Source organism: Streptomyces sp. NPDC030296 (assembly GCF_055572815.1).
Genome location: NZ_JBVICQ010000010.1, coordinates 46,180 through 59,825 on the forward strand (window position 1 = coordinate 46,180; position 13,646 = coordinate 59,825).

The following is a 13,646-nucleotide window of genomic DNA, read 5'->3' on the forward strand; positions in this document are numbered from 1 at the left end:
CCGGGAGGCTCCGCCGGTCGGCAGGGTGATACCCGCCGACCGGCAGGGCCGGTCCCGAAGCCTGCCGGATGGTCTGCCCGCCGGGCGCCACGCGACGGTCTCCGTATGACACGAACACAGCCACCACAGGAGACGCCGGTTCAGCCGGAGGACGCACCTCCGCAGCACCGGCCCTCCCCCGAGTCCGCCGTACCTGCCCCGGACAGCCCCTCGATGGGACGCCTCGTCGGGGTGGACCTGGCCCGAGCGCTGGCGGTGTTCGGCATGTACATCGTGCACATCGGCCCCCCGCTGTCCGCCACGCACGGCCCCGCCAGCTGGATCCGGTACATGGCGGACGGCCACTCCTCGGTCCTCTTCGCCACCCTCGCCGGGTTCTCACTGATGCTGCTCGCCGGCCGCCGCCGGCCCAAGACCGGCCTGGCCGGCCGGCAGGCGAAGGCCCGCATCGCGATCCGCGCCGTGGTCCTGCTGGCCCTGGGCACCGTCATGGCCATGGAGTACGGGGGCGTGATCATCCTCGGCTTCTACGGTGTCTACTTCCTCCTCGCCCTGCCCCTGGTGCGACTGAGCGCCAAGGCCCTCGCCATCATCGCGGCCGCGTTCGCCCTGGTCACGCCACAACTGGCGTTCTTCCTGACCTCGCTGCTGACTCCCTCGGTCCAGGAGGGCATCAACTCCTACGACCCGCTCCGCCGGCTCAGTGAGGTCGGCGTCCTCGATCTGCTGCTCACGGGCTTCTACCCGGCGCTCACGTGGATGTCGTTCGTGATCGCGGGCATGGCACTGGGCCGCCTCGACCTGTCCTCCGGCACGGTCCAGCGGCGCCTGGCCGTGTTCGGTGCCGCCCTCACCGCGGCCGCCTACGGCATGTCCCTGCTGCTGGCCGGCCCGGGAGCGTTGCGGAGCCTCGCGGAGGACGGATCCTCGTCCAGCGGCTCCGGTTCGATGCCACTCGACAGCGCTTCGATGCCTTCTGGCGGCGGCTCGTTCCCCGATATGCCGGCGTCGATGCTGCTCACCGCCGGTCCGCACAGCGGCACCACGTTCGACATCGTCGGCAGCGTGGGCGTCGCGATCCTCGTGATCGTCGGCGCGACGGTGGCGATGGACCGGCTGCCGCGGCTGCGCCGCCTGGCCAAACCGGTCATCGCTGTCGGCACCATGTCCCTGACCGCCTACGTCGGCCACTTCCTCGCCCAGTCAGCGCTGTCCGTGCCCGCCGGGACCGGCACCCAGACGTCCTGGCTGCCCCTGCTCATGTTCATCCTCGGAGCCACCGTGTTCGCCGCCGTCTGGTCCCGCTTCTTCCGCCGAGGCCCCCTGGAGTACCTGCTCAACGCCGCCACCAAACCGGCGCGGCACATCCGCTGAGACCCGGCCGGGGTGGGACGCCTCCACGTCCCACCCCGGCCTTCGACGCGGCCGCCCTTCGCCGAGGTCGCTGGTCGTGTCATGCGCCCGGCGACAGGAGGCTCGCCAGCTCCTGGGGGAGCGGATACGCCCGCTCCGCGGGAAGCAGCCGCTGAGCCTGGGCGGTATGGCCGGTTCGGGTCAGTGCCGCCGCCTTGCGGACCCGGGGGGTGAGGTCGGCGCGGCTCACGATCCAGTCGTCGGTGAAGGTGCGGATCAGATCGCGGCCGATGCCGACCTGGATGCTGTAGTGGTTCAGCGCGGCTCGGCGTCGTGGTCCGCGCGGACCTGGTACTGGGATGCCATGCGCCGCACCCTGCCATCCGGTGCGCACGCGCCGCGAAGGAGTTTCCTCGCCCCGAACGACACGGCGGCCTCCCCCGGCCTTGGCGCGACGCCCGCCCCCGCCCCCGCCCTACTGATCCACTGTCAGCTCACGGACCGGTGCCCGACGCCGCTTGACCACGGCGCCATTCTGGATCAAGGTCGGGGAAGTACGTCGGCCCGGCCGGCGTGGCGACGGCTTCGTGGAGCGGGGTGGGTGAGTTGATCGGGATCTCCGAGATCCGGGCGGCGGCCGAGCGGATCGCGGATCACGTCGTGCGGACACCGACGGTGCGGAGCCCGGGGCTCAGCGCGTTCCTCGGCGTGCCGGTCACCGCCAAGCTGGAGCTGTTGCAGCGCACCGGCTCCTTCAAGGCCCGCGGCGCCACCGCGAAGCTGCTGTCGCTGACCGAGGCGGAGCGGGCCGCCGGCGTGGTCGCGGTGAGCGGTGGCAACCACGGCATCGCCCTGGCCCACATGGCGGCGGCCCTGCACATCAAGGCGACCGTGGTGATGTCCCGGACCGCGCCCAAGCGCTCCACCGACCTCGTCGAGGCGTCCGGCGCCTCGTTGCGGCTCACCGACGGCATGGCGGAGGCGTTCGCGCTCACGGAGCGGTTGCGGGCCGAGGGCCTCACCCTCGTCCACCCGTTCGACGACGAGGTGGTGATCGCAGGTCAGGGCACCGTCGGCCTGGAGTTCGCCGAGGACGCCGGGGCCGCCGGCGCCGCGCGGGACGCCGGGGAGGTGACGGACGTGCTCGTCAGCATCGGTGGCGGCGGTCTGATCTCCGGTGTCGCCACCGCGTTCAAAGCGCTGCGGCCGGAGGTGCGTGTCTGGGGCGTGGAGACCGAGGGTGCCACCTGCATGAGCGAGGCCCTGGCGGCGGGCGGTCCCGTCACCGTCGACCTGTCCTCGATCGTCACCACGCTCAGCGCGCCCTCCGCCTCCCGCCTCACCTACGACCATGTGTCCGCGCTCGTCGAGGACGTCCTGGTGGTGCCGGACGCGGAGGCGGTCCGCGGTGTCCTCGACCTGGCCGAGCACGCCAAGGTGTGGGCGGAACCCGCCGCCGGCTGTCTGCTGCCCGCCGCCCGGCGGGTCGCGGAACGGGTCGGCGAAGGGGCCCGGCTCGGCCTGGTGGTGTGCGGCGGCAACACGACCCCGGCGGACATCACGGAGTGGACGCGGCGCTTCGGGTTGTGACACCGACCGTCGCCGTGTCCGTCAACGGGATCCGGTCGGGGGCGGCGAAGGCCAGGCTGCGTGTCCGTCACCGTGGTCGCTCAGTGGGCGTCGCAGCAACCGTCCCTGCGCATCAGTCGGCCCACCTCCAGCCAGTGCTCCTCGCTCTCGGCGGCCCTCGCCCGGCGTGCGGTCGGCCGGTACGCGGCCACCAGGTCCTCGGTGGTGTAGTGGGTGCCGCCGCGGAGGACACCCACCGTCCGCACGAGGCTGTCGAAGTCGGTGAAGGGGTCGCCGTCGACGACGGTCAGATCGGCGAGCCTGCCCGGTTCGACGGTGCCGAGGTGGTCGTCGAGACCGAACAGCCGGGCCGGCATGACGGTCGCCGTGCGCAGGGTCTCGGCGGGGCTGAGGCCCACGGCGTGCAGGGCGCGCAGCGCGAGGTGGAGGAAGAGACCGACGGGGCCGAGCGGCTGGTCGGTGCCGAGGGCCACCAGGCCGCCGGCTGCGAGTATCCGCCGGTACACGTCGGTCTCGGTGCGCAGCGCGGCCAGTTGGGCGGGCGTCGGCGGGGTGCTCGCGGACAGCCGTACGGAGAGGGCGTCCCACGGGGGCATCACGACGGTGACCCGCGGGTCGTCGGCGAGGGCGGGGTCCGCGCCGAGGAGCGGGGCGGCGGTGAAGGGCGTGGCGATGAGGGAGAAGCCGACGCCGTGGGCGCTGTAGACCTCCTCCACGTCCTGGTGGGCGCGCCCGGTGGTGGTGATGGCGTGCCCGAACTCGGCGCGCTGGGTGGCCTGGAGATGGGTGGTGAGGTCCTGGCCGAGCTGGACGCCGGGGGACAGCAGATGGCTTCCGGTGCGCACGCCGAGCCGTTCGTGGGCGAAGCGCGCCGCCTCGCTCATCACCCAGCCGGGCGCCCGGACGTAGGTCTTGACGAAGTCCCAGTCGAGCGCGGCGCCCCGCTCCAGCGAGCGCCTCAGGCCCGCCCTGGTCCGGTGGGCGCGTCCCATGCTGTACGCGACGCGCGACCCGTCGAGGAGTTCCCCGGTGGTGAGCAGCCGGGGCCCGGCGAGGCGGCCCGCGGCGACCTCCTCGCGGATGCGGACCTGTTCGTAGGCGAAGCCGCCGAGGGAGACGGCGGTGGTGACGCCGTAGGTGAGCTGCCCTGTGGCCTGGCGGCTGCCGTAGGTGCTGTGCCAGGGGTGGGTGTGGGTGTCCCACAGGCCGGGGAGCACGGTGTGCGTGGAGGCGTCGATCCGGCGGAGGGCGGCCCGGCGGCCGGCCCGGTGGGGTTCCACGGCGGTGACGCGGCCGCCGCGGACGACGATGTCGACGTCCTCGCGGACGGTGTCGCCGGTGCCGTCCCAGAGCCGCCCGGCGTGGACGACGGTGTCGGCGGGGGTGGTCCGGGAGCGGTCGAGGGGCACGTGGACGGTGCGGGTGCGGCCGTCGGCGATGTCGAGGAGGCGGAGCCGGGTGCCTGACAGGTGCAGGAGGGTCCTGGAGTCGCCGGACCAGGTGGGATGGTCGGCGGGTTCGGTGGTGAGGGTGCGGAGTTCGCCGCGCGGCGTGCCGTCGGGGGCGACGGGCAGCAGGCACAGCGCGGACTCGACGATCACGGCCATCCAGCGGCCGTCGGGCGACCAGACGGGCCCGGAGTCGTAGCGGTCGGCGACGGAGGCATGCGGGGCGACGGCGTGCAGCCGGTCGGCGCCGGTCGTGGTGTCGACGACGCGGATGAGGTTGTAGCCCTCCCTGAATCGGGCGCCGAGACGGTTGCGGTCGCACAGGGCGAGGTACCTGCCGTCGGGCGACCAGGACGGCCTGCCGGGCAGCCCGCCACCGCCGAGGGGGGTGGCCAGGACGCGTTCCTCGCCGCTGGCGAGGTCGCGGACGACGAGGCGTCCGGTCAGGTCGAGGCAGGCCAGCCGGCGCCCGTCGGGTGAGAGGGCGGGCATGACGCGGCCGCCGGTCGCGAGGGCGGTCTCCTCGCCGGTGGCGAGATCGTGCCGGTACACGCCGAGCAGGCCGTCGCGGTCGTCGGCGTAGACGAGGGAGCGCCCGTCACGGGACCAGGAGGGCGCGAGGAGGTAGCGGGTCGGCGGGGACGTCCGCAGCCGCTTCGGGGGGCGTCCGCCCGAGGTGCCGGCCAGCCAGAGCGCGTTGAGGGCGGCGAACGCGACGCTCCGCCCGTCGGGCGACAGTGCGGGCAGGTGGATGCCGCGCACGGGCCGGACCCGGGCCTCCCCGAGGTCGTACTCCTTGACCCGGTAGCGTGGCCGGTCGACGGGGAGGACACCCTCGAAGGGGATGGTGTCGGGCTCGTCGGGGTGGTCGGGGCGCAGCAGGGTGAACTGTCCTTCCAGGGTGATCAGCAGGGCCCCGTCGGGCGTCCAGCGCGGCGGCACGGGAGCGATGTCGCCGCCGGCGTGGACCGGCTCGCCGTCGACGACGAGGGTGCACGAGCCGCCCGGTGAGGCGGTGGTGCGCAGGTAGGCGAGGCGGCGGCCGTCGGGGGCGAGGGCGGGCGTCATGACCTGCGCGGCCTCGGTCTCGGTGTGCTCGACGGTGACCGGGCCGGTGCCGTCGGCGGCCACGGCGGCGACGGTCCGGGACTCGACGCCGGTGCCCGCGGCGGAGGTGACGACCCTGGCCCGGACGAACAGCAGGCGGCGGCCGTCGGGTGACCAGGTGGGGTCGAAGTCCTCCCACGCGCCGTCCTGGAGGGGGCCGTCCTGGCCGGGGAGACCGGTGACGCGGGTGATGTCCCCCGTGGCCAGGTCCAGGACGTGGATCCGGTACGGGCTGCCCGTGACGGGGTCGCCGCCGCGTTCGGAGCCGAAGGCGATCCGGGTGCCGTCGGGCGACCAGGCCGGGCCCCGGTCGTCCCAGGGGCCGTCGGTGCGCTGCCGCAGGCCGGAGCCGTCGGGGCGCATGGTCCACAGGTGGAAGCCGCCGTCCCGGTAGGCGCAGAATGCGACGAGGGAGCCGTCCGGGGAGTACGTGGGCCGGTTGGGTTCCAGTCCCGCCGGGGTGAGGGGGACCGCCTTGCCGCCGGCTCGGGGCAGGGACCACAGCCCGCTCTGGACCTCGGCGATCAGAGTGTCTCCGCCGGGTGCGAGGGTGGCCGAGCCGTTGGTGGCCCGGGTGAAGGTGAGGGCGGTGGCGGCGGCCGCCGCGCGGTCACGGGCCTCGGCCGGGGTCGTCGTGGCGGCGGCGCCGAGGACCGCTGCGGCGCCGCCCGCGGCGAGGAGTTGACGGCGAGTCAGGGACGGGCTGGGGCTGCTGTGGTCAGGGTCCATGACATGTCACGCTGGCGCACCACGCGCCCCAGCGGCAACACCACCATTCGCGCCAGTCACGGATGTCACCCGCCGGAATGACGGCGGCGGATCCAGGCCGGCAGCGCGAACCAGCACAGCAGGTACCAGACGAGCACACACGCCACCAGCCAGGGCACATAGCCGTCGTCGGTGGCCACGCGCAGGATCAGCAGCAGTGCGGCGGTCGTCGTGGCGAGCAGCAGGATCAGGCCGACCACGGTCAGTCGGGCCGCCCACAGCACGGCGGCCGGTTTGATGCGGCGGCCGGCGACGATCCGGTGGAAGGAGACGGGGCCGATGAGGGCGCCGGTGGCGGCGGCGCCGAGGACGACGGTCACGATGTAGATGGTCTGCTCGGTCTGTTCCAGCTGTGCGTAGCGGGGGGTGAACACGACGGTGAGCAGGAAACCGAAGAGGATCTGCACGCCGGTCTGGGCGACCCGGACCTCCTGGATGAGTTCGCCCCAGCGGCGGTCGGCGCGCTCGTCCGCCGTCTCGTCGCGGCCCCGCTCGGGAGTGGCGTATCCGTTGTCGGTGCCGGGCACGGCGTCCTCCAGGCTCGGTCGGTGTCCCCCCTTCCTGGATGGCGCCCCGCCCGGCTCCGACAAGCGGGAAGAACCACCGCTTCACTCGCACGAGTGCATCCACTGAACCGATCGGTCGTATGTGCGCCCCTCCCGCCTAGCGTGATCAGGTGACCACCGACAAGCCGGCCGACGCCCTCCCACCCGAGCCCGAGCGGCCCGCGCCATGGCCCGCGCCATGGTCCGCACCGTGGTCGCGCCGCGGTTCCTCCTCGGCGGCGCCGCATTCGCGCTGACGCCGCAGTTCGTCCGCAGGTGCCGGTCTCGGCGGCGGCCGAGCTGCCCGGCTTCCCCGAGGACGTGGAGCTGTACCGCTCCGCCTACCGCGACTGGGTCGGCGAGATCACCGCGTCCGGCCTGTGGGCGTGCGCGCCCGCCGACGGGGAGCAGGCGGTGGCGGTGGTCGACTGAGCCCGTCGGCACGGCTGGAGGATCCGCCCGCGGGGCCTCACCCCCGGCTGGTCGCCGCTGACCGTGACCGAGGGGACCGGTCGGACGGTGCCGCTGACCTCGCGGACCCGGTTGCAGCGTGTGGTCGCGGAGTTCACGTCCTTCTGCCGGGAGCCGCGTACGCGGAGCGCGGCGGCTTCCCCGTGAACGGCTCGGTCGAGATCCGGGTGACCGGCCTCGACGACGCGGCGGACGTCGGGGGGGCCGGCGCCCGGGCCCCGCTGCTGTCGGCACTGCGGCCGCGCGCCGACCGGCCCGAGCGGCCGGTTGTTCGCGTGAGCGAATCTCAGACCCGGCGCCAGCGCGCCATCGCGAACGAGAACAGCCCGAAGAGGACGAGGCCCGCCGCGACGCAGGCGAGGAGCACGGGGCCGGCGGGTGTGTCGGCGAAGGAGCGCAGGGTGTCGTCGAGGCCCTTGGCCTTGTCCGGCTCGTAGTCGATGGCGGCGCGGACGGCGAAGACGCCCGCCGCGGCGAAGACCAGGCCCCGTGCGAGCCCGCCGCCCACCCCGGTGACGTCGACGGCACGGCGGGTGCGGCGCGACATCTCACCGAGCCGCAGGTGCTTGTGGTACGAGCGCATCAGGGCCCGTACGGCGATCCAGACCCCCGCGACGATCACACCGACCCCGGCCGCGCCCACCAGCCACTGGCCGGCGGGGAGTTCCAGGGCGCGGGCCGTCACGTCCTTGGACTGCTCGTCGCTGGAGCCCCCTCCCCCGCCGCTCCCGCCGCCCGAGCCGGCCGCGAAGGTCAGCACCGAGTAGGCGACGAAGGTGTAGAAGACGAACCGGGCGGCCGAGGCGAGCCGCTTGGTCCACTTGCGGCCGTCCGGGCCCGCCGCGCCGAACACCGCCTCCGACAGCCGCCACAGGGCCATGCCGACCACGCCGATACCGAGGGCCCACAGCAGGACCGACCCCAGCGGCTTCTCCGATATCTCCTCCAGCGCGCCCTGCCGGTCCGCCTGCCGCCCGCCCTCACCGAAGGCGATCTGCAGGGCGAGCGCCCCGACGAGCAGGTAGATCACGCCGCGCGCCGTGAGCCCGGCCCGGGCGGCGCCCTCCGTCACGGAACCGCGGGCCGCGTGCCCGCTGCCCACCCCCACTGCCGTCATCAGCTCTCCTGTCGCCCTTCGAGCCGCAGTTGCAGGCTCACTTCCTGGTCACCGGCGTCCACACCCACCTGACGCACCGAGTAGCTCTCCTCCAGGGCCGCCCGCAGTGTCCGGACGGCGGGCGGACTGCCCTGCACGTCGACGGTGACGGGGCCGGACAGCCGTGCGGGAGGTTCCTCGGCGCCGGAGGGGACGGCCGCCGTGTCGTAGGTGCCGGTCCACATGGTGGGTCGGCCGCCCGCGGTCTCGTGCGGCGGGTCCTCGGGACGCCGGTCCGACTCGAAATGGGCGCACAGGCACGCGAAGACGCGCTCGGCGTCCTGTGCGGAGCAGTCGCAGAGCACGACCTCGACCTGTGACACGGGCAGACGGGGCAGAGTCACGAGCCTTCTCCCTGGTGTGGACGACAGGGTTGCGTGTACCCCCATGGTGGGCCCGAAACGGGGGTCCCGCAGGTCGCGCGGCGGCTGCCGTGCCGAAGTCGTTCGCACGCGCACCGGCCGCCCTGCCCCGAGCGGTTCGCTCGCGTGCCGGGACGCGCCCGTGACCGCGCTGACCGTGGGCTATGTTGAGTGGTCGTGGGAGACGAAGGAGGCGCGCGGGTGCCATCGCCGCAGCAGGCACGTGCGCAGGCATCAGCGATCACGTCCGGGCGGACCGCCGAGGAGACCGAGCCGTCGCCCACGGCCCGGCTCAGGGAGCTGTTCGACGGGCCCCGCCTCTCCCCCGGTCAGCGCCGCATCGCCCAGTACCTGATCGAGCACATCACCGAGGCCGCGTTCCTGTCGATCACGGACCTCGCGGACCGCGTCGGGGTCAGCCAGCCCTCGGTGACCCGGTTCGCCGCCGCCGTCGGCTTCAGCGGCTACCCCGCGCTGCGGGAGCGGCTCCAGGCCATCGCGCTCGCCACCCTCGGCAGCGCGCCGGGCACCCCCGCGCCGGACCGCAGCAACGAGCTCCAGGCCGCCGTGGACGCCGAGATCGAGAACCTGGAGAACCTCCGGCGCGACTTCGCGGACCCGGACCAGGTGATCGAGGTGGGCCGCGCCCTGTCCCGCTCGACCCCGCTGACCGTCCTCGGACTGCGGATCTCCGGCGCCCTCGCCGAGTACTTCGCCTACGCCGCCCGCCGTATTCACCCCGACGTCCGGCTCGTGACCAAGGGCGGCACGGTCGCCTACGACGCGCTGCTGCAGTCCCGTGAGGCGGGCGGCACCTGGCTGCTGGCGTTCTCCATGCCCCGGCACGCGCAGGAGACGCTCACCGCGCTGCGGGTCGCGCGCACGGCCGGGCTGAAGGTGGCCCTCGTGACCGACCTGGGGCTCGGGCCGCTGGCCGACGAGGCCGACGCCGTCTTCGCCACCGGCACCGGCTCACGCCTGGTGTTCGACTCCTACGCCGCCCCGGTGATGATGTCCTCGGCTCTCCTGCAGGCCATGACGGACGCCGACCCGGAACGGACCCAGGCCCGGCTGGAGGCGTACGAGCAGGTCTCCGAGCAGCATCAGTTCTTCCTCAGGGACTGAGTCCCCCACATCCCGGGAGCACGGGATTATTCAGAACTTTCCCGGCATGAATTTTTTCATGCCCTTGCAAACTCATCGGTATATATAAATACTGCTCCCGGATCGCGGCCCGGTGGGACTACGGGACGCGTCGTCCACCCGGGACCGTCCGCTCCTACCCGCCACGGCGCCCCGGGTGCGGCGGCCCCGGCCATCCCCTAGACCGGGGCCGCCCAGACTCCACCCGCAGGACTTCTTTTCGCGTCGATGCAAGACCGGAGCGTTGAACATGGCCCTCACCTCCTCGCCGATCCGCACGGACTGGCCGTGCCAGGTCAAGACACCCGGTAGCTACGACTGGGAGCGGTCTGCGGCCAAGTGGTTGCGCGAGCTGGTGCCGGCGCGTTACGGCAGCTACCCGGCGATGCTGCGGCACCCCGTCCTGCTCGCCCGGCACGCCCAGATCCAGGTCCAGCACGAGATCCGGGTCGCCCGCACGGCCCTGCAGACCGCCCGCGCCGAGCTGCCCGGCCTCGGGATGTCCGAGTCGGTCATCGAGCACACGATCAAGATGTACGCCGCCGAGGTCATGCAGCTGAGCCACATCGCACGCTCCATCCGGGCGGTCAGCCAGGCCCTCGTGGACCACAACCACGCCCGCGCCTCGCACTGACACGTGCGACGTACGCGATAGGCGGCGCCCGTGCCGGGAACACGATGAGAAGGTACGGGTAGAGGTACGGACGAGCGAGGGGCGGGACCGATGGACTCCTGGACCTGGGGTGTGATCGTCGCGATCGTGGTGGCGGCGGCCGCCGTCCTCGGCGTGGCCGTGTGGCTGCTCCTGCGCCTGGTGCGCACCCGGCGCGACCTCCAGCGGGCCGGGCTCCCCACCGGCCCCAAGTGGATCTTCTGGGGCGCTGTCCTCTATCTCGTCCTCCCGACGGACGTGCTGCCCGACCCGGTGTACCTCGACGACATCGGCGTCCTGCTGCTGGCACTGAAGTCGATGCGCTCCGGACGGCAGGACGCCCTGGCCGCCGAGCGCGGTGACGGCACGGGAACCGCCCTGCGGGGATGAGACGTTGTCGGGCTGACGGTCACTGCGACGGACGGCCCCGATGAGCGAGCTGGTACCCGGGGGCAATGTGCCCCTGCCGCACGGCACCCTGACGATCAGGGTGCCCGGCCCCTTCGACGTCTCCGCCCTCGTCACCGACGACACGGGCAGGGTGGGCGCCGACGCCGACTTCGTCTTCTACAACCAGTCGGCGGCGCCGGGCGCCCGCCTCGCCGGGGGGACCCTGACGGTGGATCCGCCCCGGCTGCGCGCCGGAGCGACCCGCCTCACCGTCGTGATCAGCCCGGCCGAACCGGGCACACCCCTCGGTGACCTCCCCGCCCCGACCCTGCTCGTCACCGGCGCCGACGGCCGCGTCCTCGCCCGCTTCACCCCGCCGCGCCCCCGGCGGGAGACGGTCCTGCTGCTGGCGGAGCTGTACCGCCGGGGGCCGGGCTGGAAGCTGCGGGCCCTGGGGCAGGGGTACGCGGACGGACTCGCGGGCGTGGCGCGGGACTTCGGCGTGGACATCGAGGAGGACGCGACCACCGCTCCCACGGCCAAGCAGGCGCCCGTCCCCGCCGCACCCACACCCCCGCAGGCGCCCTCCCCTGACGGCTTCCTGCGGCTCGTGAACTCCGCCCGGGCCTCCGCCGGTTCCCCCGCCGTGTCCCTGAGTCCGTACCTCACGAGTGCGGCCGGGGCGCATGCCGTCGCGATGGCGGCGCAGGGGCGGCTCGACTCGGAGGGGGCCGACGGGCTCTCCGTCCATCAGCGGGTCACCGCCGGGGGCTACCGCTATCTGACCGTCGGCGAGCACCTGGTGTCCGGTCCCCGCACCCCGGCCGAGTTCGTCGACTACTGCCTGTCCGACCCGCAGGCCCGGCGCACCCTCTGCGAGCCCGCGTGCAGCGAGGCCGGGCTCGGGCGGGCGACCGACCCGCGCACGGGCACCGTCTACTGGACCGCGCTGTGGGCCCGGCCCTTCTCCGCCGAAGGACTGCGGCGAACGGCGGACGAGGTCATCGCCCTCACCAACGCCCGGCGGACCGCGGCCGGGCTGCGCCCGCTCGCCTTCGACCCGCTGCTCACCGTCGCGGCGCAGGCGCACTGCGACGACATGGTGGCGCGGGCGTTCTACGCGCACACCTCCCCCGACGGCGGTGAACCCTGGGACCGCGCGGCGGCGGCCGGATCCACCCGGCGGACGATCGGGGAGAACATCGCCTGCGGGCAGCGTTCCGCCGCCGAGGTGGTGGAGGGCTGGATGAACAGCCCGGGCCACCGCGCGAACATCCTGAAGCCCGACTTCACCCATATGGGTGTGGGATTCACCGGGGGCGGCGGCGCGGGAACCTACTGGACCCAGCTGTTCGGCGGTTGAAACCGAACCTCCGTGCCTTTCCTTCTTTCGAGTCGCTCAACTCGGCACCCCAGTCAGCTACTTGACTCTCCGTGATCACTCGTCTCCAATGCACCCTGTCGATGGACAGAAGGCAACGGGAGACGAATCAGATGGTTTCGAGAACGGTGGGCGCCGGCGCGGCTGCCCTGGGCGCGGTCGTGTTGTCCCTGCTGACGGTCCCCGCGCAGGCGGCCACCCCACCCCCAGCGCCCGACGCCGCGGGCCCGGACGTCACCGCGGTCACGGCCCCCCTGGCCGCCCCGGACCAGGCGGAGCTGCGCAAGGCGCTGCGTACGGCCCTGTCGCAAGGAGCGCCGGGGGCGTTCGCGCGGGTCGACGACAACGGCAAGGCCATCCATCTGGCGGAGGGTGTCGCCGACCGGGGCACCGGGCGGGCCATCGGCACCGGGGACCTGATCCGCGTCGGCAGCGTCACCAAGACCTTCACGGCGGTGGTGCTGCTGCAGCTGGTCGACGAGGGCAAGCTGAAGCTCGACACCTCGGTGAACACCTATCTGCCGGGGCTGTTGCCCGACAGGCGGATCACCGTGCGTCATGTGCTCAGTCACCGTAGCGGTCTGTACGACTACGCCAACACCCTCTTCGCCCAGTCGGTGCAGGGGTTCGAGAACGTCCGCAACCGCGTCTACACCTACCGTCAGCTGATGGACCTGTCGCTCGCGAAGCCCCTCACCAACAAGCCGGGCGCGGTCTACTCGTACTCGAACGCCAACTTCGTCGTGGCGGGCATGCTCATCGAGAAGCTCACCAAGAAGCCGGTGGCGACGGCGTACCAGGACCGGATCATCAAGCCGCTGAAGCTGGCCGACACGTACTACGTCCATCCGAAGAACACGATCCCCGGCCGGTACTCCCGCGGTTACATGACCGCCGACTCCTCCGGCCGGAAGATCGACTCGACCCTGCAGACCGTGTCCTGGGCGCAGAGCGCGGGGGCCCTGGTGTCCAGCGGCAAGGACCTGAACACGTTCCTCTCCTCGCTGATGCGGGGCGAGCTGACCTCCGCCGCCCAGCTGAAGCAGATGCTGAAGTGGACGCCGGTGAACAGCACGCAGGCGTACGGGCTGGGGCTGCGCCGGCGTGATCTGTCGTGCGGCTCGGTGTACGGGCACACCGGCACCGTGCAGGGCTACTACACCTGGGCGTTCACCTCGAAGAACGGCAAGCGCAGCCTGACGTCGTTCGCCAACACCTCCAACAACGGGACGGTGTACACCACCATGAACCGCACACTGGAGGCCGCGTTCTGCGGCTGA

General features: G+C 73.0%; 13 protein-coding genes and 1 pseudogene. 9 read left to right on the forward strand and 5 right to left on the reverse strand.

All coding sequences use genetic code 11. The annotated features are described in order from the left end of the window. Positions 1-105 precede the first annotated feature (105 nt). The gene (locus tag ACZ4Z3_RS27520; RefSeq protein ID WP_468503529.1) at positions 106-1,374 is read left to right on the forward strand and encodes a DUF418 domain-containing protein; all 1,269 of its coding nucleotides are present in this window, start codon (positions 106-108) and stop codon (positions 1,372-1,374) included. 79 nt (positions 1,375-1,453) lie between these two features. Here ACZ4Z3_RS27520 and ACZ4Z3_RS27525 read toward each other — a convergent pair whose 3' ends face one another. Then, on the reverse strand, positions 1,454-1,747 hold the full coding sequence (locus ACZ4Z3_RS27525; RefSeq protein ID WP_468503530.1) for a DUF4291 family protein: 294 nt from the start codon (positions 1,745-1,747) through the stop codon (positions 1,454-1,456). Between the two features lie 212 nt (positions 1,748-1,959). On the opposite strand from ACZ4Z3_RS27525, the gene ACZ4Z3_RS27530 reads away from it, so the two are divergent. Then, positions 1,960-2,943: a pyridoxal-phosphate dependent enzyme gene (locus ACZ4Z3_RS27530; protein ID WP_468503807.1), complete on the forward strand. Its 984-nt coding sequence runs from the start codon at positions 1,960-1,962 to the stop codon at positions 2,941-2,943. Between the two features lie 80 nt (positions 2,944-3,023). Here the strand turns inward: ACZ4Z3_RS27530 and ACZ4Z3_RS27535 are convergent, their stop codons facing one another. Both ACZ4Z3_RS27535 and ACZ4Z3_RS27540 read right to left on the reverse strand, forming a co-directional pair. After that, on the reverse strand, positions 3,024-6,227 hold the full coding sequence (locus tag ACZ4Z3_RS27535) for an amidohydrolase family protein (RefSeq protein ID WP_468503531.1): 3,204 nt from the start codon (positions 6,225-6,227) through the stop codon (positions 3,024-3,026). Between the two features lie 65 nt (positions 6,228-6,292). After that, the gene (locus tag ACZ4Z3_RS27540) at positions 6,293-6,793 is read right to left on the reverse strand and encodes a DUF6328 family protein (protein WP_468503532.1); all 501 of its coding nucleotides are present in this window, start codon (positions 6,791-6,793) and stop codon (positions 6,293-6,295) included. A gap of 294 nt (positions 6,794-7,087) precedes the next feature. Here ACZ4Z3_RS27540 and ACZ4Z3_RS27545 point away from each other — a divergent pair, with 294 nt between their 5' ends. Together ACZ4Z3_RS27545 and ACZ4Z3_RS27550 are read left to right on the forward strand one after the other, a co-directional pair. Then, complete coding sequence (locus ACZ4Z3_RS27545) at positions 7,088-7,243, forward strand: hypothetical protein (protein WP_468503533.1); 156 nt, start codon at positions 7,088-7,090, stop codon at positions 7,241-7,243. After that, positions 7,198-7,533, forward strand: a pseudogene (locus tag ACZ4Z3_RS27550) (cholesterol oxidase substrate-binding domain-containing protein); the annotation flags it as partial. The gene ACZ4Z3_RS27545 and the pseudogene ACZ4Z3_RS27550, both read left to right, overlap by 46 nt. A 35-nt stretch (positions 7,534-7,568) precedes the next feature. Here ACZ4Z3_RS27550 and ACZ4Z3_RS27555 read toward each other — a convergent pair. Both ACZ4Z3_RS27555 and ACZ4Z3_RS27560 read right to left on the reverse strand, forming a co-directional pair. Further along, positions 7,569-8,399 (reverse strand): DUF1206 domain-containing protein, encoded by an 831-nt coding sequence (locus tag ACZ4Z3_RS27555; RefSeq protein WP_468503534.1) that lies wholly within the window; start codon positions 8,397-8,399, stop codon positions 7,569-7,571. Continuing rightward, the gene (locus ACZ4Z3_RS27560) at positions 8,399-8,782 is read right to left on the reverse strand and encodes a hypothetical protein (RefSeq protein WP_107467551.1); all 384 of its coding nucleotides are present in this window, start codon (positions 8,780-8,782) and stop codon (positions 8,399-8,401) included. The genes ACZ4Z3_RS27555 and ACZ4Z3_RS27560 overlap by 1 nt, the downstream gene beginning before the upstream one ends. Before the next feature lie 219 nt (positions 8,783-9,001). Here ACZ4Z3_RS27560 and ACZ4Z3_RS27565 point away from each other — a divergent pair, with 219 nt between their 5' ends. The 5 genes from ACZ4Z3_RS27565 to ACZ4Z3_RS27585 all read left to right on the forward strand — a co-directional run bounded on the left by ACZ4Z3_RS27565 (position 9,002) and on the right by ACZ4Z3_RS27585 (position 13,646). Then, positions 9,002-9,925, forward strand: coding sequence for a MurR/RpiR family transcriptional regulator (locus tag ACZ4Z3_RS27565; RefSeq protein ID WP_055522164.1), 924 nt, complete (start codon positions 9,002-9,004; stop codon positions 9,923-9,925). Positions 9,926-10,193: 268 nt separating this feature from the next. Beyond that, positions 10,194-10,577: a hypothetical protein gene (locus ACZ4Z3_RS27570; protein ID WP_468503535.1), complete on the forward strand. Its 384-nt coding sequence runs from the start codon at positions 10,194-10,196 to the stop codon at positions 10,575-10,577. 90 nt (positions 10,578-10,667) lie between these two features. Continuing rightward, positions 10,668-10,985, forward strand: coding sequence for a DUF1232 domain-containing protein (locus ACZ4Z3_RS27575; RefSeq protein ID WP_055522162.1), 318 nt, complete (start codon positions 10,668-10,670; stop codon positions 10,983-10,985). Positions 10,986-11,025: 40 nt separating this feature from the next. Then, the gene (locus ACZ4Z3_RS27580) at positions 11,026-12,348 is read left to right on the forward strand and encodes a CAP domain-containing protein (protein ID WP_468503536.1); all 1,323 of its coding nucleotides are present in this window, start codon (positions 11,026-11,028) and stop codon (positions 12,346-12,348) included. A gap of 131 nt (positions 12,349-12,479) precedes the next feature. Then, the gene (locus tag ACZ4Z3_RS27585) at positions 12,480-13,646 is read left to right on the forward strand and encodes a serine hydrolase domain-containing protein (RefSeq protein WP_468503537.1); all 1,167 of its coding nucleotides are present in this window, start codon (positions 12,480-12,482) and stop codon (positions 13,644-13,646) included.